Here is a 19,698-nt window from a genome sequence, read left to right as displayed (position 1 = left end):
TTCATGTCCGTATCAGAGAGAGTATGGCTTGCGCGGCCACATCCGTTCCAGGTTTCAGCGCCATTTGGGCTGCATTGTCCTTGAGGCGGGTGCGCATTGCATCGTCGGCCAGCAGGCCGAGAATGGCTCTCTCCAACACTCCTTCGGTCCAGGCGTCGCGGCCGATATGGTCACCGACGCCGGCTTCTCCGGCGCGGCGCGCATTGTCGTGTCCGTCCCAGCAATAGGGCATGATCAGCGACGGCACGCCGAAGCGCAGCGCTTCGCAAAAGCTGTTGTTGCCGCCGTGGTGAATGAACAGGTCCGATTTCGCCACCACCGAGGGCTGCGGAAACCAGGCGTCGAGATAGACGTTGTCGGGCACCGCGCGATAGGCATCGCGCAGGCCGCCGGCATTGACGATGAAGCGCGCCGGCAGCCTGTCGAACACGGCCATCATTCGCTCGATCAGCCCGACATCCATGGCGCCGAGGCTACCGAAGCTGACATAGACCAGCGGCCCGCCATTGCGCGGAAATACCGGCACCTCGAATGGCCCTTCCGAACGCACGCAGCCTTCGAGATAGACGAAGCGGGCCGGGTCGAGCGGCTCGGCGCGCTCGCGGCGCACGATCGAAGGCGTCAGCAGCAAATTGAGGTCGGGCGACGTCTCCAGGAAAAGGCCCTTCGGCAGCGGCGCCAGGCCGGCATCCATCCGGAAGCGGTTGAAGCGGTCATGTGCCGGTGCCGAGGCCGTGAGATAGCGGGCCTCGAACGCCGCGCGTTGCGGGTCGTCGACGCCAAGCCCCGACAGATAGGGCGGTACCTGTGCATCCGGCAGCTCGGTCTCGGCGCAGGAGACGACACGCACCCAGGGACAGCCGGCGGCGGCGATCGCCGGGAACATGATGACATTGTCGAGAACCACCGCGTCCGGCTTCAGCCGCGCCAGCAACTGGCGCAGCGGCGCCTCGGCATTGACCGCGGTGTCGACGATGGCCTGCCAGGTCGGCGCGACATAGGTTTCCAGCTGGTCGATCGGGCTCAGCCTGAAATGCGGCAGGTGCCTGCGCACGAAGGCCTGCCAGTAGCTCTGGCGTTCGCTGTCGCTCAGCGGCTCGTCGGTCGGCAGCTGGTATTCCTGGAAACCATAGTCGGCAAAGACGCCGGAAAAGCCGGCATGACAGATGAATACCGGCCGGGCTCCCTTGGCACGCAGCGCCTGCGCGATGCCGACGCAATTCAACGCCGCGCCGAAGCTTGCTTCGGGGAACAGCGCGATGGTCGGGCTGGCTTTACGCGTCAATTAATCCTCGTCAATCCGGCCGGCTGATCATGCCGAACAGGGCAGGCGCCCCGCGACTGGCCGCTTGCGGTCGCTGGTTGCGGGAGAGCCGCAGGTGGATGCGCAGCAGATCGGCAGCCACCTCATACTGCAGGCTTTCAAGATGGTCGAGTATAACAAGGTGTTCGCGCAGCGATTGCCGCAGGCGGAAGACGTTGACGCCGGCATAGATGCCCGGCAGCCGGCGCAGCCTGAGGTGATCGGCGAGTGCGTCGGCCACGAAGCGGTTGGCGCAGCCTTCGGCGAGCATGCCATGAAAATCGATGTCCAGCCGCTGGAACTCGCGTGTGTCGAAGGCGGCGTCCGGCAGCGCCACCAGCGCTTCCATGCCCTGGCGCAACGTCGCCGCCCGCGCGCCATCCAGCCGGAAACCCGGCGTCAGGATGGCCGCGGGCTCCAGCAGCAGACGGAATTCATAACTGTCGCCTTGCGCCTCCGGATCGTCTGGCGTGCGTCGAAACAGCCAGGACTGGCCGGGCGCACGGTCCAGCAGATTCTCTTCGGTCAGTTTGTTGAGCGCTTTTAGTACCGTCTTGCGCTCGGCACTGTAGCGCCGCATCAGTCCCGCGACGGTCACCGTCTGGTCCAGCCGCCGCGCCGACCGGTCGCGCAGGATCGCCTCGGCCAGCTCGTCCTCCTCGGCAGCGGGCAATTCCGTGGCGACCGAAGCCTGCGCGGTGAGGTCGATCGCCAAATGATAACCCGAATCCGCCTCCCACCGTACGACGCCCCGCTCCGCAAGCAGGCTAAGGGCCGCGCGCACGGGCGTGCGCGAGACGCTGCACAGCGACGCGATCTGCTGCTCCGGCAAGCGTGCGCCCGGCTCGAAACCACGTTGCCGCGCCACATCCAGGATGCGCTGCGCCAGATCGAGATGGTTGGTGCGGGGTCGTCGGGCTACGGCTTGCATGACTGGTCCAGTGGAAAACGACATGACCGCATTGATTTGACCGATCGCCCGCACGGACGCAATCGGCCAGATTCCTCGATCGCTTGACAAATTATGGATTGACGTACTTTTTTCTGCAATAGTACTGTCAGGACAATCGGCGAGAAAAAGACCGAGGGAACAGGATCGAGGCAGCGGCAAGGTCGCAGGCGTTGGTCCGGCGAATGAAATTCGACGATCAACCGGAATGGGAGTCTGTCATGACCGCTACCAGCCTGCGGCGCCGTGCGCTGAAAACATCTTCGCTCGCACTTGGCCTGGCCTTGGCGCTGTCCGCGCCGGCGATGGCTGCTGATCTCGTCATTTCCAACTGGGATGGCTACATGGCGCCCGACGCGATGGCCGCCTTCAAGACCGCGACCGGCGTTTCGGGTGAAGTGGTGGTGCACGCCACCAATGAAGAGATCATGGGCAAGCTGATCGCCGCCGGCGGCAAGGGCTATGACGTGGTCTTTGTCTCCTCGCCCTTCGCCGAGGTGCTGAACAAGCTCGGCCTGACCGAACCGATCGACCACACCAAGATACCGAACCTCGCCAACCTCTATCCGGAAGCAACCAAGCTGCCTCACGATGCCGGCAATGCATTCTCGGTGCCCTACACCTGGGGCACCACCGGCCTCTGCTATCGCTCGGACCTGATGAAGGTCGCACCAACCAGTTGGAGCGACCTGCTCGCGCCCTCCGACGAATTGAAGGGCAAGACCACCATGCTGGCGACCGACCGTTGGCTGCTGGCCGCCGGCCAGCTCGACAAGGGCTATTCGGTCAACGAAACCGACCCGGCCAAGATGGCTGAGGTCAAGGATCTGCTGATCTCGGCCAAGAAGACCCTGCTCGCCTATGACGACACCACCTTCTATTCCAAGCTGGTGTCCGGCGAGGCGCTGATGGTGCAGGCCTGGGACGGCTGGTGCAATTACGGCATCGCCGAAAAACCCGAGATCAAATACGTCATTCCCAAGGAAGGTTCGGACCTCTGGGTCGACACGATGGTGGTGATGAAGGCCTCCGCCAACAAGGACGCCGCCTTCCAGTTCATCAACTTCATGCTCGACGCCAAGAACCACGCCTGGGCAGCGCAGAACATCGACTACAAGGTGCCGAACAAGCCGGCCATGGAAAGCCTGCCTGCCGATTTCCTGGCCAAATTCCCCAACATGGCGATGCCGGTGGCCGACCTCGTCAAGTTCGAGCAATTGCGTGACGTCGGCGACGCCCAGCGCGACTATTCGAAGATCGTCAGCGAGATCAAGGCGGCGCAGTAGGGACTGTTCCAGCAGCATCTTGGAATCAAGCTTGCGTCCCGTGTCGCCCCCCTCTGGCCTGCCGGCCATCTCCCCCTCAAGGGGGGAGATTGGCTGTGGCATTGCTTTCGCCAATCTTCGATTTTTCAAAGTAAGCGAAAGGTTGGAACTGCCGATCTCCTCCCTTGAAGGGGGTGAGAAGTGGTCCGCGCAACGGACGGAAAGCCAATTGCTTGGCTTTCCGAACGACGAACGCCCGAAGCGAAAGCGAAAGGCCGGGTCCGGCAGGGCAGAGGGGGGCACTTCGTGAAGCACCTACCCTCTCGCTCCTCCTTGCTGATGGCCCCGGCGCTGGTCTGGCTGACCGCACTGATGGTGGTGCCGTGCGCGCTGGTGCTGGCGCTCGCCTTCTTCCGGCGCGGTATCTATGGCGGCATCGAATACACCTTTACGCTGGAGAATTTCGGGCTGGTCTTCGACCCGCTCTATGCCGGCATCTTCCTCAACTCGGCGCGCATCGCCGGCACCGCGACGCTGATCGCGGTGGTGATCGGCTACGCCGCCGCCTATGCGATATCAGCGGCACCCCGCCGGCTGCAGCCGGTGTTCCTGTTCTTCGCCGTGCTGCCCTTCTGGTCCAACTACCTGATCCGCACCTATGCCTGGATCGTGCTGCTCAACCGCGAAGGATTGATCACCCAGTTGCTGCGCTGGTTCGGCTACACCGGCGAGCCACCGTCGATGCTCTACACCGAAGGCGCCGTTATCGCCGGCCTGATCTACAACTATTTGCCCTTTGTCATCCTCGCCTGCTACGCGCCACTGTCTCGCCTCAACCCGGAACTCGCCGAGGCCTCGCGCGACCTCGGCGCCTCCGCCATGACCACATTCCGCCGTGTCATCCTGCCGCTGACCGTGCCCGGCATTGCTGCCGGCGCGGTGTTCGTCTTCGTGCTGTCGATCGGCAATTTCGTCACGCCCGCGCTGCTCGGCGGCGGCCGTTTCCAGATGATCGGCAACCTCGTCTACGACCAGTTCCTGACCGCCAACGACTGGCCGTTCGGCGCCGCGCTCGCGATGGCGCTGATCGCCATCATGCTTCTGGTGCTGATGGCGCAGGCGCTCGCCGCCAATCGCGCCTCGGGCCACGCCGCGCAAGCCGGCGGAGACACCGATGGCTGAGCGCTCTCCCGCCACGCGGCGCACGCTCTGGCTCGTGCTCAGCCTCGTCTTCGCTTTCCTCTACATCCCGATCGCCGTGCTGGTGGCGCTGTCCTTCAACGAAGGCGGGCTGCCGACGGCATGGTCGGGCTTTTCGCTAAAATGGTATGCCTCGCTGGCCGGCAATTCGGCGATCCTCTCCGCTGCGCTCAACACGCTGATCGTGGCGCTGGTCTCGACCGCGATCGCCACTCTGCTCGGCACGCTGCTGGCGATCGGCATCGAGATGCGCCGGCAATATGGCAGGGGACTCGAAGCGCTGATCTTCGCACCGATGATCATTCCCGACATCGTCCTGGCGATCGCGCTGCTTTCGTTCTTCTCCATGCTCAACCTGACCATGGGCCTGCACACCATCATCCTCGCCCATGTCGTCTTCAACCTTGCCTTTGTCTGCTCGGTGGTGCGCGCCAGGCTGAAGAGTTTTGATTGGTCGATCGTCGAGGCTTCCGCCGATCTCGGCGCCTCCGCGCTCACCACCTTCAGGCGGGTGACATTGCCGGTCATCGCGCCGGCGGTGATCGCAGGCGCGCTGCTCGCCTTCACGCTCTCGGTCGACGAGTTCATCATCGCTTTCTTCACCGCCGGCGCCGGCCGCTCCTCGACGACGCTGCCGATGCAGATCTACGCGATGATCCGCTTCGGCATCACGCCGGAGATCAACGCACTGGCGACCATCGTCATGGCGGTCTCGATCACCGCGCTGACCCTGTCGCAGCGGCTCAACCGTGGGATCATAGGCCAATGAGCGAACCGCGCACGCTGCTGGCCATCGACAAGGTGTCGAAGAATTTCGGCCGGGTGACGGCTGTCGACGGCATCTCGCTCGACATCCGCGAGAATGAGTTCTTCGCACTGCTCGGCCCGTCGGGCTGCGGCAAGACCACGCTGCTGCGCATGCTGGCCGGCTTCGAGACGCCTAGTGGCGGGCGCATCCTGCTCGACGGTCACGACATTGCGAAAACCCCGCCCAACAAGCGGCCGGTCAATCTGATGTTCCAGTCTTACGCGCTGTTTCCGCATATGAGCGTCCGCGCCAATGTCTCCTACGGCCTGGAGATGGAGCGCTTGCCGGCGCCAGAAATCCACTCCCGCGTCGACGCCATCCTGGCGACAACCGAGCTGGTCCCCTTCGCCGACCGCAAGCCGGAGCAGCTGTCGGGCGGCCAGAAGCAGCGCGTCGCGCTCGCCCGCGCGCTGGTCAAACGGCCCCGTCTGCTGCTGCTCGACGAGCCGCTTGGCGCGCTCGACAAGAAACTGCGCGGCGCCATGCAGCTGGAATTGAAGCGCCTGCAGCACGAGGTCGGCATCACCTTCGTCATCGTCACCCACGACCAGGAAGAATCGCTTGTGATGGCCGACCGCATGGCGGTGCTCAAGGACGGCAGGCTGCTGCAATGCGACACGCCGCACGCGATCTATGAGCATCCGGCCGACCGTTTCGTCGCCGACTTCATCGGCGTGATGAATTTTGTGCCCGGTAAAGCCGCCACCGACGGTGTGGTGGCTGCCAACGGCACGCGGATATCCGGCAAGGTTCCTGCCGCGCTCTCCATCGGCGCATCCGCTGTCGCGTCGGTGCGGCCCGAACGCATCCGGCTGTTCCCGTCGGGTGAAACCGCCAACCGCACCACCGGCACGGTCGAGGCGCTGGCCTATCAGGGGCTCGACCTGCAGTTGCATGTCCGCACGGGCCTGTCGCCAAAGCCGTTCCTGGTGCGCGTCACCGCTGATGCCGCAGACCGCCGGCCGGTCGCATCGGGCGATCAGGTCGAACTCGGCTGGGACGCCGCCGATGTCAGAGTTTTCGCAGAATAAAGGAGAGGCCTGATGGCGCAGAAGACGATCGCGTTTTTTCCAGAAGCAGCTTATGGCCCGGCGCTCAATTCCGTCGGCATCGCCCAGGCGGTCGAGGCGCGCGGCCATAAAGCGGTGTTCCTGTCAGATCCCGGCTTCGTCGACGTCTACAAGGGCTACGGCTTCGAGGCCCATCCGGTGAACCTGTCCGAGCCGATGCCGCCCGAGCAGATGGCGAAATTCTGGGAGGATTTCATCAACGGCCACATCCCGAACTTCCGCAAATCGCCCTACGACCAGGTCGACAACTACGTCAAGGATTGCTGGACGGCGATCGTCGACAGCGCAAAATGGGCGCAGAAGGATCTGCCGCGCGTTCTCTCAGCTATCAAGCCGGATGTCATTTGCGTCGACAACGTCATCCTGTTCCCGGCGATAAAGCAGTACGGCAAGCCGTGGGTGCGTGTCATCTCCTGCTCGGAAAACGAGATCGAGGACGAAGACATCCCGCCGCATCTCTCCGGCTGCGGCGAGAACGACCATGCCGGTCACCAGCGCTACCGCGATCATTTCAACGCGGTGATCAAGCCGATCCATGACGACTTCAACGCCTTCCTCGCTGCCAACGACGAGGCACCCTATCCGATCGGCCAGTTCTTCGAGGCTTCGCCCTATTTGAACCTGCTGCTTTACCCCGAAGCGGCCAAGTTCAAGCGCCGCCATCCGCTCGACCCGGCAAAATTCCAGTATCTCGAAGGCTGCGTTCGACAGGAGAAACCCTACACGGTGCCGACCTTCGCCAAAAACAATGACGGGCCGCTGCTCTATGTCTCCTTCGGCAGCCTCGGCGCCGGCGATGTCGATCTGTTGAAGCGCATCATCGCGACGCTGGGCATGACGCGCTACCGCGCGCTGGTCAATGTCGGCGGCTACAAGGACCAGTACACGGACGTGCCCGGCAATGTCATCGTCGAGAGCTGGTTCCCGCAGCCTTCGGTCATCCCGCAGGTCGACGCTGTTATTCACCACGGCGGCAACAACTCGTTCACAGAGTGCCTCTATTTCGGCAAGTCGGCGATCATCATGCCCTATGTCTGGGACGGTCACGATAACGCCACCCGCGTCGAGGAGACCGGCCACGGCTTCGGCATGCCGCGCTACGACTGGACCGATGCCGAGCTGATCGCGAAGATCGAGGCCTGTCTGACCGACCCGAAGATGAAGGCAAAGCTGGCCAAGACATCGGCACAGATGCAGGGGCAGAATGGGCCGGAAAAGGCGGCGGGTTTGTTGGAGAAGTTGCTGTGAGCGAGATGGTTGATATATCGCGCCTGAGCACCCCCCTCTGGCCTGCCGGCCATCTCCCCCGCAAGGGGGGAGATTGGCAGCTTCACCGCCGGTTCTCACTCTGCAACCTTGGTGATTGGCGAAGGCCGAGGCAACATCCGATCTCCCCCCTTGCGGGGGAGATGGCCGGCAGGCCAGAGGGGGGTGCCCTGGCGCAGCATATGAATAGCAACCATCGCGCAGGAGCCTCCGCATGACCTCCTCCGCACCACACCTCCACCACGCCTCCACCCGAACCGATCTCGTCGACTGGGGCGCCCAACCCGACGCATTGTCAGGCACTTCGCACTCGACCGGCAAACTCGTGCACAAAGGGCCGAACAACCTGCCGGAATCCGGCATCTGGGTGTGCACGCCAGGCCGCTGGCGCCTGAGCATCCCGCGCGACGAATTGTGCCATTTCGTCGCCGGCCGCGCGACCTACCGGTCCGATGTCGGTGAGGTGATAGAAGTCTCCGCCGGGACCGTGGTCATGTTCCCAGCCGGCTGGGCGGGCGAATGCACCGTGCATGAGACCATGCGCAACGTCTACATGCTGGCCTGACACTTCATGGGAGCATGACATGCCGACACCGCACTGGCCGAAGGCCTCGACCGTGGAACTGGAGGATTGGGGCGCGGGTTCTGACACGCTCGCCGGTTCGCCACGCGCCTCGGGCAAGATCCTGTCGCAAAACCCGGACGGATCGAGCGAATGCGGCCTGTGGTCGTGCACGCCGGGCACGCGCAAGGTCACCTTTGCCGCCGACGAGTTCTGCCACTTCCTCTCGGGCCGCGGCAGCTATGTCCATGACAATGGCGAGCAGATTCCGGTCGAGGCCGGCACGCTGGTGTTCTTTCCCGCCGGCTGGACCGGCATCTCCATCATCACGCAAACGCTGACCAAGGCCTTCATGTGCCGATGAGCTTCAAGGAAATCGATATGACAACGCCCATCATGAAATCCCCGCTCGCCATTACCGACCTCGTCGACTGGGGTGTCATCCCAACAATGATCGAGGGTGAGTCCCACACCTCGGGCAAGCTGCTGCACAAGGGGCCGGAGGGCCGCTCCGAATGCGGGCTTTGGGTCTGCACACCAGGCAAATGGCATTGCCATGTCACCCGCGACGAGTTCTGCCACTTCCTCGAAGGGCGCTGCACCTACGTGCATGAATCCGGCGAGGTGATCGAGATCGAGCCGGACACCGCAGCCTTCTTTCCGCAGGACTGGAAAGGCGTCTGCACCGTCCATGAGACGATCAAGAAAGTCTACATGATCCGCTGAGCGGATCTGAGAGGATGCCTATGGATTTCTCAGCTGACCGGCCGGCTTTCTTCGTCAACCCGGATTACCGGCCGATGGCCGGCACAAACAAACCGGTGATCGATCCGGCGACGCTGGAAACCGTCGGGGCGATCGCTGCGGCCGGCGATAGCGAGATCGATGCCGTGCTCACCGCCGCGACCAGGGCGCAGGCCGCCTGGAAGAAGCTCGACGCCAAGAGCCGGGCCAAGCACCTGCATGCCGTCGCCAACGCCATCGAGGCGGCGGACTTCACCCGCTGCGCCGAGCTGATGGTGCGCGAGATGGGCAAGCCCTACCCCGAAGCGATCGGCGAGATCGCCAACTGCGCGCCGATCTTCCGCTACTACGCCGAGATGGCGCGCGACGATGCCGGCAAGATCGCCGGCACGACACAGGCCGGTTCGTTCCAGTATGCGCGCTACGAGCCCTATGGCGTCTCCGTCCACATCATGCCCTATAATTTTCCGATCCTGCTGATGTGCTGGACGGTCGCCGCCTCGCTCGCCGCCGGCAATGCCTGCATCATCAAGCCGGCCGAGGCGACGACGCTGTCGACGCTGGACTACATGACCGTGTTCCGCTCGCTGCCGGAGGGGCTGGTCTCCTGCCTGCCTGGTGGAGCGACCACGGCGCAGGCGCTGATCGCCTCCGACCGCACCCACGCAGTTGCCTTCACCGGCTCGGTCGCCGCCGGCAAGGCGGTTGCGGTGGCCTGCGCCGAACGCATGAAGCCTTGCGTCATCGAGGCCGGCGGCAGCGATCCGCTGATCGTCAGCCAACATGCTCCGCTTGAGATCGCGGCAGCCGGCAGCGTCACCGCGGCCTTCCATCTCACCGGCCAGGTCTGCACTTCGGCCGAGCGCTTCTTCGTCGTCGATGCCGTCCATGACCGTTTCGTCGAACTGTTCGCCGAAAGGACACGCGCGCTGCGCATCGGCAACGGCATGGACAAGACCGAGATCGGCCCGCTGGTCAGCGAAAGCGCGCGGACCAAGGTGATGCGCTTGGTCGACGATGCGATCGCCCATGGCGCCGTCGCAGTCACCGGCGGGCGCATCCCGCCAGCGCATAACACCGGCTGGTTCTACGAACCGACGATCCTGACCGGCGTCACCCCGGACATGGCGATCGTGCGCGAGGAATGCTTTGGACCCGTCGCCGCCATCTGCCGGGTCAGGGATTTCGATGAGGCGATCCGGCTTGCCAATGACAGCCCGTTCGGGCTCGGCGCCTCTGTCTTCACCACTGATCTGGCCGAAGCCCACGAGGCGGCTGAACGGCTCGAAGCCGGAATGGTCTGGGTCAACAATCCGCTGATCGACAATGACGCCCTGCCCTTCGGGGGCTGGAAGGCCTCGGGCCTTGGCCGTGAGCTTGGCCGCCAGGGGCTGGATGCCTTCCGCCGCTCGAAGATGGTGATCATCGACCACAGGCCGGCAATCCAGGACTGGTGGTATCCGTATCCCGACAGCTGGTTCCGCGAGACCGGCGGCCGCAAGCACGTATGAGTGTCTCGAACCTCGCTATCTCCGAATAGCCAACTCGGTGGCTATCCAGGGATTGCCTGCCCGATCATGGTCGGGAAACAGCAATGCCGCCGAGCGAACCCGGCGGCACCTTCTTTGACTGGTACTGTCGTTTCGGCGACGATCGTTACGGCGTCGTTTCTGCTTCCATCGCGGCAGCCGTCTGGTCGATCTTGCCGGCAAGGACCCCTTGGGCCCAGGCCGTGACGTCGTCGTCGACCGGCTTGTTGGCCATGTCCGTCAGCGCCGCGTCGAGCGATGCATCATCGGTGCCGACCTCTGCCGCGGCAGCCGCCTCATTGGCGGCGGTGACCTCTGCCTCCTGGGCAGTGATTTCGGCCTCCAGATCCGTTATCTTCCCAGGCAAGGCCGCCTGATCTTCGGGCGTCATGGCGGCAATCTGCTCGGGCGTCAGCGACGTCAGCGCGGTCAACTGAGAATTCAGCGCATCCAGCTTCTCCTGGGCCGCCTCAGCGGCGGCCTCGGCGACCTTGGCTTTCGCGGACTGCGTCACGAAAGCCTGGATGGCGGCGAACTTCTTGCTCTTCGAGTTCATATAGGCGTTGATGTTGCGCTGAAGCGAGTTCAGCCGGCCGAGCTTGGCGTGGATGTTCTTCTCCTTGGGAACCGACGAGACCTTTGTGGTCTTGTCGACCGTGGTGTCATCCGTTTTGGCCTTTGCCACCTGCCCCCGAGCCGAGGAAGACTTGCCGTGCGAAGCGCCGCTCTTGCCATTGCTATTGCCGCCGTTACCGCCGGCATTTCCCCCGCCGTTGCCGTTGCCGCCGGCATTGCCACCGCCATTGCCGCCGCCGTGGCCGTTGCCGCCGGCTATCGCCGGAGATGCCAGAAGCGCCAATGCGGCAAGCGCCGCGAACAGAGTTTTTCGGTTTGTCATGGTAATCTCCTCGGGGAATCGCCGCCCTTCGCCCAACCGCTAGGCGACCGTCGTATGAGGAATTACTAATTGTACAGAGTAAACTTTAGACAAATGTTGTCTCAATACGCGATCTGACAACCCGCCGTCGCCATAACCATTTGATATTAAACACAAATCAACGCTCTTGATCGGCCATGGCACTGAAGTCCCATGCCGGCCGGACCATAGTCCTATCTGCCGACCAGCGGCACCAGGAAGGTCGTAGAGCAGTGTATTGGAAAGGCGCTGAAATAAAGGAGGTTGATGACGAAAGCATAGGTCTCAGCCGATGCTTTCGCCGCCATCGATCACCAGCGCCTGACCGGTCATGAAGGATGAGCGGTCGGAGACGAGGAACAGGATCGCTTCGGCGATCTCATCGGCGCTGGCCCAGCGCCCCATCGGAATCTTGGTGCGGACATAGGTTTCGATCGCCTCGCGTCCGCCCATCTGGGCGATGAACGGTTCGTTGAACGGCGTGTCGACCCAGCCCGGACAGAGCGCGTTGACGCGGACATTGTGCCGGGCATAGTCGAGCGACATCTGCCGCGTCATTGCCACCACCGCATGTTTGGAGGTGGCGTAGGCAATCATCTCGCGGTCGTAGAACACACCCGAATTGGAGGCGGTGTTCAGGATGACGCCGTTGCCTCGTGCGATCATCGACGGCATGACCATCCTGGCCGCCAGGAACTGCGCCCGCACATTGACCCGCCATGACGCGTCCATGCCGCCGACCTCGACCTCGGTCAGCGTTCCGCCGACTTGGATGCCGGCGTGATTGTGCAGGATGTCGATGCGACCATGCCTGTCCAGCGTGCCGGCAATGAGTTGCTCGACCGCTGCGTCATCGGCGACATCGGTGGCGATTGCCTCGGCTTGGCCACCCACTGCCCTTATGTCCAAAGCCGTTGCTTCGCCGGCGGCCTCATCCCTGTCGGCGATGACGACCACCGCGCCTTCCCTGCCCATGATCATGGCGCCGGCGCGCCCGATGCCGGAGCCGGCGCCTGTCACCACGGCGATGCGGTCTTTGAGGATCATGATGCGACTTTCAGTTCGACGGCTTGCGCCGGCGCAATTGCCATTGGGCAAGCACCACGAGCAGCACGGAGGCGACGAGCACGATCGTCGCGATGGCATTGATCTCCGGCGTCACGCCGCGCCGGATCGACGCGAAGACATAGATCGGCAGCGTCGTCTGCGCGCCGGCGACGAAGAAGGCGATGATGAAATCGTCGAAGGAAAAGGTGAAGGCGAGCAGGAAGCCGGCAACGATGGCCGGCATGATCTGCGGCAGCACGATCGAGCGGAACGTCGTCAACGGCGTGGCGTAGAGATCGCTCGACGCCTCGACCAGATTGCGGTCGAGGCTGCCTAGCCGCGTGCCGACGATCATCGTCACCAGCGCCATGGAGAACAGGCCGTGCGCTGCGATGATCGAGCCGTAGCCGAGCGCCAGGCGCGGCGGCTGGTCGTCGGGCCAGATCGAGGCGAGGAACGGATTGACGACCGTGAACAGCTGGACGAGCGCGACCAGTGTCGAAATGCCGATGACGACGCCCGGAACGACGATCGCGGCGCCCAGAAGCGCATCGAATACCGCGCGTGTTCTGATGCCGACACGCGCCAGGCCGAGTGCCGCCGCAGTGCCGCAGAACGCCGCCAGCAAGGCGCTGGTGGTAGCGATGAACAGGCTGTTCTTCAGCGCTTCGACCAGGAACGGGTTCGCCAGCGCCGTACCGTACCACTGAACCGAAAAGCCGGTGAACTCGCTGGCATGGCGGCCGGCATTGAAGGAGAACAGCACGACCAGGGCGATCGGCAGATAGAGGAAAGCGAAGACGGCAATGACGAAGGTGCGCATCAGATCAGATCCACCCGGCGAGCGCCCGAAACCCGGGTCGAAATGCGGTTGGCGGCAATCAGCACCACCACCGAGACCAGCACCAGCGTGATCGCGATGGCCGATCCGAACGGCCAGTTGCGCGATTGCAGGAACAGGTCGACCAGCGCGTTGCCGATGAAGAACACTTTGCCGCCGCCAAGCAGCGTCGGGATCAGATATTCGCCCAACAGCAGGATCATCACCAGCGAGAAGCCGGTCATCACGCCCGGCAGCGACAGTTTCAGGGTCACGCCGAGGAAGGTCGAGAGCGGCGTGGCGCCGAGGTCTGCGGAGGCTTCCAGCAGCCGGCGGTCGAGCCGCTCGAGGCTGACATAGATCGGCAGGATCATCAGCGGCAGATAGCCATAGACGATGCCGAGCAGCACCGCGCCCGGCGTGTTGATCAGCCTGACATCCTCGAACCCGATGTAAGCGAGCAATGCCGGAATGCCGCGCCCGCCCAGCACATACATCCAGGCATAGGTCCGCATCAGAAGGCTGGTCCAGAACGGGATGACGACCAGCGCCAGCAAGATCAGCCGCCAGCGCTGCGGCGCTTGCAGAGCGAGGTAGTAGGCGACCGGATAGGCGACGAGCAGGCAGGCGAGCGCTCCCACCGGCGCCAGCAGCATCGTGTTCCAGAACGCGGTCGCCCGCGCCGGAAGATTGGCATACTGCGCCAGCGTAAAGGCAGCCTGATAGCCGCCTTCCGGCGCCCGCTCGCCGACGCTGAACACGGCGATGGCGATGAACGGCAGCACCAGAAACACCACCAGCCACGCGGTCGCCGGACCGAGCAGCATGGCGGTCAGAAAATTCCTGCGAAGACGGCTGCCGTGCATGGAAGGATTGCCCCGTGCCGGCGGGTATGGCCCGCCGGTCAAGTTTGTCTACGTTGGGCTTGAGGCCGCTCAGGCCGACTTGAAGCGCGCCATCAATTCGGCACGACCGGGATCGGTCAGCGTTGCCGCCGCGCCGAATTCCAGCGGCGTCAACAGGTCGGCCGCCGGATAGAGGATCGGATTGTCGAGCACTTCCTTGGGCAGCAGCTTGTTGACCCGCGCATCGGTCGACGGCGCACCATTGGCCAGGTGCTCCTTCACCGCCACCTGCGGATTCATCAGATAGTTGAGCAGGGCATAGCCGGCCGGCTTGTTCGGCGCATCCTTCGGAATGGCGTAGAAGTCGGTCCAGATCTCGCCGCCTTCCTTGCCCAGCACATAGGCGATCTCGGGAATGTCGCGATGCAGCTGCGCGCCGTCATTCGTCCAGCACATCGTCATCCAGGCGTCGCCGGCGCGCATGCCCGGCTGGTAGTCGGAGGAGACCGCGAACAGATGCGGCTTGACCTTCAGCAGCAGTTCCTCCGCCTTGGCCAGTTCGTCCTGCTTGAGCGAGTTGAACGAGTAGCCGTAATATTTCAGCGCATTGCCGATCGTGGTCAGCTGGTAGTCATGCACCATGGTGCGGCTGTCGCCTTCCGCCATGGCAGTGTCCCAGAACTCCTTCCAGCTGGTCATCGGCTTGGTCAGCTTCTTGGTGTTGACGGCAAAGCCGGTGGTGCCCCAGTTCTTCGGCACCGCATAGGTCACCCCTTCGATCGTGCCTTCCCCGGTAAAGCGCGGATCCTCCTGCGAGCCATCGAAATTCGGCAGCTTCGTCATCTCCAGCGGCTCGATGATGCCGAGTTTCTTGTAAGTCGAGATCGTGTAGTTGGTCGGCACGAACAGGCTCCAGCCCGAGGCGCCGGCCTGCAATTTGGCCAGCATCTCCTCGTTGGAGCCGAAGACATTGACCTCGACGGCGACGCCGGTGTCCTTCTTGAAATTCTCGAAGGTCGCCGGGTCATGATAGTTCGGCCAGGTGGCGATCGACATGCGGTCGCCAAGGCTCTCGGCGGCAAAGGCCGGTGTCGGCATGATGCCGATCTCGCGCGCCATCACCGCCGTCGCAATCCCAAGGCCGGTGAGGCCAAGAAAGTCGCGGCGGCCGATCGAGCCGCGCTTGAGGCGCATCAGCTGGTCGACGAAGTTTTCAGGGCTTATCGGCAGTCCATCACGATATGATTTCGACATGTTTATCTACCCTCTGGTTGGTCCCGTTGTTCTTGGTCTCCGGAAATGCCAGCGGCGTTCCGGAGGCAAAGCCGATGGCGACGGGTTCACCCGGCTTGAAGAGATTGCCGTGGCCGATCAGGTGATCGGCCTTGGCCAGCAGCGTTCCGATGCCCTGGACCTCGATCGCGTATTCCGCCGTCGAGCCCAGGAAGATCCGGTTGCGGACGACGCCTTTGAATGGGCCGCCTGTCTGAGCGCCGAGACTGAGCGATTCAGGACGCAGGCTGACCGACACGGCCTCGCCCTGCTGCAAGGCGGTTCGTTTGCGCGCTGCAATGACGGTGCCATTCGCGAGCGCCACCTCCACCAGATCGCCCGAATGTCCGGCGACGGTACCGCTCAAGAGATTGGTCTTGCCGACGAAATCGGCGACGAACAAATCGGCCGGTTCGTCATAGATCTCGCTTGGCTGTCCGAGCTGGACGATGCGGCCGCCATTCATGACGCAGACGAAATCGCTCATCGACAGCGCTTCCTCCTGGTCGTGGGTGACCAGCACGAAGGTGATACCGATCTCGCGCTGCAGGTTCTGCAGCTCGATCTGCATATCGGTGCGGAGCTTCTTGTCTAGCGCCGCCAGTGGCTCGTCGAGCAACAGCACGGCCGGCTTGTTGACCAGCGCACGGGCCAGCGCGACACGCTGCTGCTGGCCACCGGACAGTTCGTGGATCTTGCGGCGGCCATAGCCGGCGAGCCGCACCATTTCGAGCGCTTCGCCCGCCCTTGAAGCGATCTCGCGCGACGGCAGCCTTGGCCGCGCCTGACGCAGCCCGTAGGCGACGTTGTCCTCGACATCGAGATGCGGAAACAGCGCGTATTGCTGGAACACCATGTTGACCGGCCGCCGGTAGGGCGGCGTGCCGGCCATGTCCTGGCCGCGAATGAACACCTGGCCTTCGCTCGGCTGTTCGAAGCCGCCGATCATGCGCAGGCAGGTGGTCTTGCCGCAGCCGGACGGCCCGAGCAACGCGACAAAGGCGGAGGGCGGGACAGCGAGATCGATGCCGCTGACCGCGGTCACCGCGCCATAGCGTTTGGTGACGCCGCGAAACTCGATGTCGGGCACTGCGGTCAAGGCTGATGACTCCAGCAACAGGGCAATATCGGGACGCTACCAGAGCCAATGGCGGCTAGTATATACCTCTCACGTGGTATATCTGACCTATTTTCTCGTTTCAGGGGGTATGGATTGTCCCGCAGCGACGAATACAGCCAGCTCGCCACGCTCGTCGCGGCGACGCGGGAGACCAGCGGCGACCTGTTCGGCAATGCGCTGGTCGATTGGCTGCGGCTCCATGTCAGCTTCGACCACTGCGTGGTGTTCGGCTATCGCGGCGCGGCGCGCCCGCCGCTGCTGTTCGAAACCTTCTCGCCGGCCGAAAGCCACGTCTTCGTCGCGCTCTATCAGGAGGGGCCGTATCTGCTCGACCCGTTCCACCACGCTGCGGTCGAGCGCAAGGAAGGGTTCTGGCGCATGCGCGAACTGGCGCCGGACCGTTTCTATGCCAGCGAGTATTTCCGCTCCTACTACAGCCAGACCAGGCTGGCCGAGGAGGTCGGCTTCTTCGTGCCGTTGCCGGGCAAGGATGCGCTGGTGCTGTCGCTGATGCGGCTGCGCGCCTCGGGCCCGTTCGGCACCGCCGATGCCAGGTTGCTGCGCGACATGGCGCCGGCGGTGATCAGCTTCGCCAGGCTGCGCTGGCCTATCCTTCCGACCGACGAACCGGCAGAGGCGCAGCAGGACGAGACGACCGCTCCAGTCAACGAGTTCGACCGCGCCCATATCTGGCAAAGCCTGTCGCTGACGCCACGCGAAAAGCATGTCGTTGACCTGGTGCTGCAAGGGCATTCGACGGAATCGATCGCCAGGGCCATGCGCATCGTGCCGGGCACCGTGAAGGTCCATCGACGCAACATCTATCGCAAGCTCAAGATCAAGTCGCAGGCCGGCCTGTTCGCACGTTTCGTCGAGATCATCGACGCGCGGATCCGGCAGGCCCCCTAACCGCCGGCTTCCCACGATCCGGTCTCGGCCATCCGCTTCAGCAACGGCGCTGGCTTGAACACATCCTTGCTCGTCCGCTGATGCCAGTATTCGAGCCGCTCGATGATCCTGGCCGGGCCTTCAAGGCCAGCCCAGAACAGCGGTCCGCCCTTGCCCACGGGAAAGCCGTAGCCATTGACCCAGACGACATCGATGTCGGACGCACGGGCCGCTATGCCTTCCTCCAGGATCTTGGCGCCCTCATTGATCAGGGGGTAAAGCGTGCGCTCGATGATTTCTTCCGCACTGATCGCACGCGGCGCGATGCCCCTCTCGGCGGCCTTGTCGCGGATCAGCACCTCGACCTCCGGATCCGGGGCCGGGGTACGCGAACCGTTCTCGTAGAGATAGAACCCCCAGCCGGTCTTCTGGCCGAAACGCCCTTGTTCGCACAGCGTATCGGCGATGACGGCCGTCTGACCGCGCGCCTTGCGGTTGCGCCAGCCAATGTCGAGGCCGGCGAGATCACCCATCTGGAACGGACCCATCGGCCAGCCGAAATCGGTGAATGCCTGGTCGATCTGGCTGGGTGTCGCGCCTTCCAGCAGCAGCGCCTCGGATTCGGCGCCACGCGCGGCCAGCATTCGATTGCCGACGAAGCCGTGGCAGACGCCGACGACGACCGCCACCTTGCCGATCCGCCGCGCCAGATCGACGACGGTGGCCAGCGCATCGGGCGCGGTCACCTCGGCACGCACGATCTCCAAGAGCTTCATGACATTGGCCGGCGAGAAGAAATGCAGACCGAGCACATCCTGCGGCCGCGAGGTCGAGGCGGCGATTTCGTTGATGTCGAGATAGGAGGTGTTGGTGGCGAGGATCGCGCCCGGTTTGGCCACGGCATCGAGCTTGCCGAACACCTCCTTCTTGACCGCCATGTCTTCGAACACCGCCTCGACGATCAGGTCGCAATCGGCGAGATCGGCATAGTCGGTGGAGCCCTTGAACAGGGCGAGGCGCTCGCGCTTGGCATCTGCCGTCAGCGAGCCGCGCGTGACGGACACCGAGTAGTTCTTGTCGATGGTCGCCAGCCCGCGCTGCAGCGCCTCATGGCTGGTTTCCAGCATGGTGACGGGGTAGCCGCCATTGGCGAAGGCCATGGCGATGCCGCCGCCCATCGTACCGGCGCCGATGACGCCGACGCGGGCGATCCTGCGCTTGACGATGTCTTTTCCGGGAAGCTTTGCCGCCTCACGTTCGGCGAAGAACACATGGCGCTGCGCCCGCGACTGGTCGCTGGCGACCAGCTTGACGAACAGCGCACGCTCCGCCGCCAGCGCCGCATCGAAGGGCAGCATGACGGCATTGCGCACCGCCTGCGCACAAGCGATCGGCGCCTCGAGCCCGCGCGCTTTCCTGGCGAGGTCCGCTGCCTCGGCATCAAGAGCCGCTAGGTCGGTCCCCTTGAGCCCATCGCGATCACGCACTGGCGTGAAGGGGCCGCCCTTGCGGGCAATTTCCCTGGCGAAGTTCACGGCATGCGTGGTCAGATCGCCTTCGAAGACGGCATCGACGAGACCGGCTTCATGCGCCTCGGTCGCACCGACCGGTGAACCGGAAACGACCATCTTCAAGGCCTTCAGCGCGCCGACCAGGCGCGGCAACCGCACCGTGCCGCCACCGCCCGGCAGCAGGCCGAGCTTGACCTCCGGCAGGCCGAGCTTGGCGCCGGCATCGGCGACGCGGAAATGGCAGCCGAGCGCCAGCTCCAGCCCGCCGCCGAGCGCGGTGCCGTGGATGGCGGCGACCGTCGGCTTGGCGATGGTCTCCAGCACAGCCACAATGGCGCGCAGCTCGGGCTGCTGCATCGGCTTGCCGAATTCGGTGATGTCGGCGCCGGCGACAAACGTCCGCCCGGCGCAAGCAATGACGATGGCCGCGACCGACGCATCATCCCGCAGCTCGACCAGCGCCTGCATCAGCGGTTCGCGGACACGAAAGCTCAGCGCGTTGACCGGCGGGTTGTCGATAGTGACGACGGCGACGTCGCCGTCGCGGCTGACCTTCACAAAATCGGACACGCAAACCTCCGGA

At 63.9% G+C, this 19,698-nt stretch carries 19 protein-coding genes; 10 read left to right on the top strand and 9 right to left on the bottom strand.

Annotation, left to right across the window (positions count from 1 at the left end; translation table 11 throughout):
- Nucleotide 1: 1 nt before the first annotated feature.
- Together NKK51_RS28890 and NKK51_RS28885 are read right to left on the bottom strand one after the other, a co-directional pair.
- On the bottom strand, nucleotides 2-1,285 hold the full coding sequence (locus tag NKK51_RS28890) for a nucleotide disphospho-sugar-binding domain-containing protein (protein WP_352555562.1): 1,284 nt from the start codon (nucleotides 1,283-1,285) through the stop codon (nucleotides 2-4).
- Nucleotides 1,286-1,295: 10 nt separating this feature from the next.
- On the bottom strand, nucleotides 1,296-2,234 hold the full coding sequence (locus tag NKK51_RS28885; RefSeq protein WP_352555560.1) for a GntR family transcriptional regulator: 939 nt from the start codon (nucleotides 2,232-2,234) through the stop codon (nucleotides 1,296-1,298).
- A 239-nt stretch (nucleotides 2,235-2,473) separates the two neighbouring features.
- Here NKK51_RS28885 and NKK51_RS28880 point away from each other — a divergent pair, with 239 nt between their 5' ends.
- The 9 genes from NKK51_RS28880 (at nucleotide 2,474) to NKK51_RS28840 (ending at nucleotide 10,678) form a co-directional block, all read left to right on the top strand.
- The gene (locus NKK51_RS28880) at nucleotides 2,474-3,538 is read left to right on the top strand and encodes a polyamine ABC transporter substrate-binding protein (RefSeq protein WP_023811192.1); all 1,065 of its coding nucleotides are present in this window, start codon (nucleotides 2,474-2,476) and stop codon (nucleotides 3,536-3,538) included.
- 318 nt (nucleotides 3,539-3,856) lie between these two features.
- On the top strand, nucleotides 3,857-4,699 hold the full coding sequence (locus NKK51_RS28875) for an ABC transporter permease (RefSeq protein WP_352442154.1): 843 nt from the start codon (nucleotides 3,857-3,859) through the stop codon (nucleotides 4,697-4,699).
- The gene (locus tag NKK51_RS28870) at nucleotides 4,692-5,486 is read left to right on the top strand and encodes an ABC transporter permease (RefSeq protein WP_023811194.1); all 795 of its coding nucleotides are present in this window, start codon (nucleotides 4,692-4,694) and stop codon (nucleotides 5,484-5,486) included. Before NKK51_RS28875 ends, NKK51_RS28870 begins: the two co-directional genes overlap by 8 nt.
- Nucleotides 5,483-6,556 carry an ABC transporter ATP-binding protein gene (locus NKK51_RS28865; RefSeq protein ID WP_352555558.1) on the top strand — a complete coding sequence of 358 codons (1,074 nt, stop codon included), beginning with the start codon at nucleotides 5,483-5,485 and terminating at the stop codon, nucleotides 6,554-6,556. Before NKK51_RS28870 ends, NKK51_RS28865 begins: the two co-directional genes overlap by 4 nt.
- A 12-nt stretch (nucleotides 6,557-6,568) precedes the next feature.
- Complete coding sequence (locus NKK51_RS28860) at nucleotides 6,569-7,843, top strand: glycosyltransferase (protein ID WP_352555556.1); 1,275 nt, start codon at nucleotides 6,569-6,571, stop codon at nucleotides 7,841-7,843.
- A gap of 232 nt (nucleotides 7,844-8,075) precedes the next feature.
- Nucleotides 8,076-8,426 (top strand): cupin domain-containing protein, encoded by a 351-nt coding sequence (locus NKK51_RS28855; RefSeq protein WP_352555554.1) that lies wholly within the window; start codon nucleotides 8,076-8,078, stop codon nucleotides 8,424-8,426.
- A gap of 19 nt (nucleotides 8,427-8,445) precedes the next feature.
- Complete coding sequence (locus NKK51_RS28850) at nucleotides 8,446-8,787, top strand: cupin domain-containing protein (RefSeq protein ID WP_352555552.1); 342 nt, start codon at nucleotides 8,446-8,448, stop codon at nucleotides 8,785-8,787.
- Nucleotides 8,788-8,804: 17 nt separating this feature from the next.
- A complete protein-coding gene (locus NKK51_RS28845) occupies nucleotides 8,805-9,149 on the top strand; it encodes a cupin domain-containing protein (protein WP_352555550.1) in 345 nt (114 codons plus the stop codon).
- 20 nt (nucleotides 9,150-9,169) lie between these two features.
- The gene (locus NKK51_RS28840; protein WP_352555548.1) at nucleotides 9,170-10,678 is read left to right on the top strand and encodes an aldehyde dehydrogenase family protein; all 1,509 of its coding nucleotides are present in this window, start codon (nucleotides 9,170-9,172) and stop codon (nucleotides 10,676-10,678) included.
- A 145-nt stretch (nucleotides 10,679-10,823) separates the two neighbouring features.
- Here NKK51_RS28840 and NKK51_RS28835 read toward each other — a convergent pair whose 3' ends face one another.
- The 6 genes from NKK51_RS28835 to NKK51_RS28810 all read right to left on the bottom strand — a co-directional run bounded on the left by NKK51_RS28835 (nucleotide 10,824) and on the right by NKK51_RS28810 (nucleotide 16,695).
- A complete protein-coding gene (locus NKK51_RS28835; RefSeq protein WP_352555547.1) occupies nucleotides 10,824-11,594 on the bottom strand; it encodes a hypothetical protein in 771 nt (256 codons plus the stop codon).
- A gap of 303 nt (nucleotides 11,595-11,897) precedes the next feature.
- Nucleotides 11,898-12,659, bottom strand: a complete 762-nt coding sequence (locus tag NKK51_RS28830) for an SDR family NAD(P)-dependent oxidoreductase (RefSeq protein WP_352555545.1) — start codon at nucleotides 12,657-12,659, stop codon at nucleotides 11,898-11,900.
- Nucleotides 12,660-12,669: 10 nt separating this feature from the next.
- On the bottom strand, nucleotides 12,670-13,482 hold the full coding sequence (locus NKK51_RS28825; RefSeq protein WP_352555544.1) for an ABC transporter permease: 813 nt from the start codon (nucleotides 13,480-13,482) through the stop codon (nucleotides 12,670-12,672).
- Complete coding sequence (locus NKK51_RS28820) at nucleotides 13,482-14,345, bottom strand: ABC transporter permease (RefSeq protein ID WP_352442109.1); 864 nt, start codon at nucleotides 14,343-14,345, stop codon at nucleotides 13,482-13,484. The genes NKK51_RS28825 and NKK51_RS28820 overlap by 1 nt, the downstream gene beginning before the upstream one ends.
- Nucleotides 14,346-14,414: 69 nt before the next feature.
- Nucleotides 14,415-15,578: an ABC transporter substrate-binding protein gene (locus NKK51_RS28815; RefSeq protein ID WP_352555542.1), complete on the bottom strand. Its 1,164-nt coding sequence runs from the start codon at nucleotides 15,576-15,578 to the stop codon at nucleotides 14,415-14,417.
- The gene (locus tag NKK51_RS28810) at nucleotides 15,559-16,695 is read right to left on the bottom strand and encodes an ABC transporter ATP-binding protein (RefSeq protein ID WP_352555540.1); all 1,137 of its coding nucleotides are present in this window, start codon (nucleotides 16,693-16,695) and stop codon (nucleotides 15,559-15,561) included. The genes NKK51_RS28815 and NKK51_RS28810 overlap by 20 nt, the downstream gene beginning before the upstream one ends.
- 114 nt (nucleotides 16,696-16,809) lie before the next feature.
- On the opposite strand from NKK51_RS28810, the gene NKK51_RS28805 reads away from it, so the two are divergent.
- On the top strand, nucleotides 16,810-17,625 hold the full coding sequence (locus tag NKK51_RS28805; protein WP_352555538.1) for a helix-turn-helix transcriptional regulator: 816 nt from the start codon (nucleotides 16,810-16,812) through the stop codon (nucleotides 17,623-17,625).
- Here NKK51_RS28805 and NKK51_RS28800 read toward each other — a convergent pair.
- The gene (locus tag NKK51_RS28800; RefSeq protein ID WP_352555536.1) at nucleotides 17,622-19,685 is read right to left on the bottom strand and encodes a 3-hydroxyacyl-CoA dehydrogenase NAD-binding domain-containing protein; all 2,064 of its coding nucleotides are present in this window, start codon (nucleotides 19,683-19,685) and stop codon (nucleotides 17,622-17,624) included. The two genes, NKK51_RS28805 and NKK51_RS28800, sit on opposite strands and share 4 nt — an antisense overlap.
- Nucleotides 19,686-19,698 lie beyond the last annotated feature (13 nt).

The sequence above is a fragment of the Mesorhizobium sp. M0011 genome, assembly GCF_040324155.1.
Lineage (GTDB): Bacteria > Pseudomonadota > Alphaproteobacteria > Rhizobiales > Rhizobiaceae > Mesorhizobium.
Note: the sequence above shows the minus strand (reverse complement) of the source record. Positions and strands in the feature narration are given on the sequence as shown.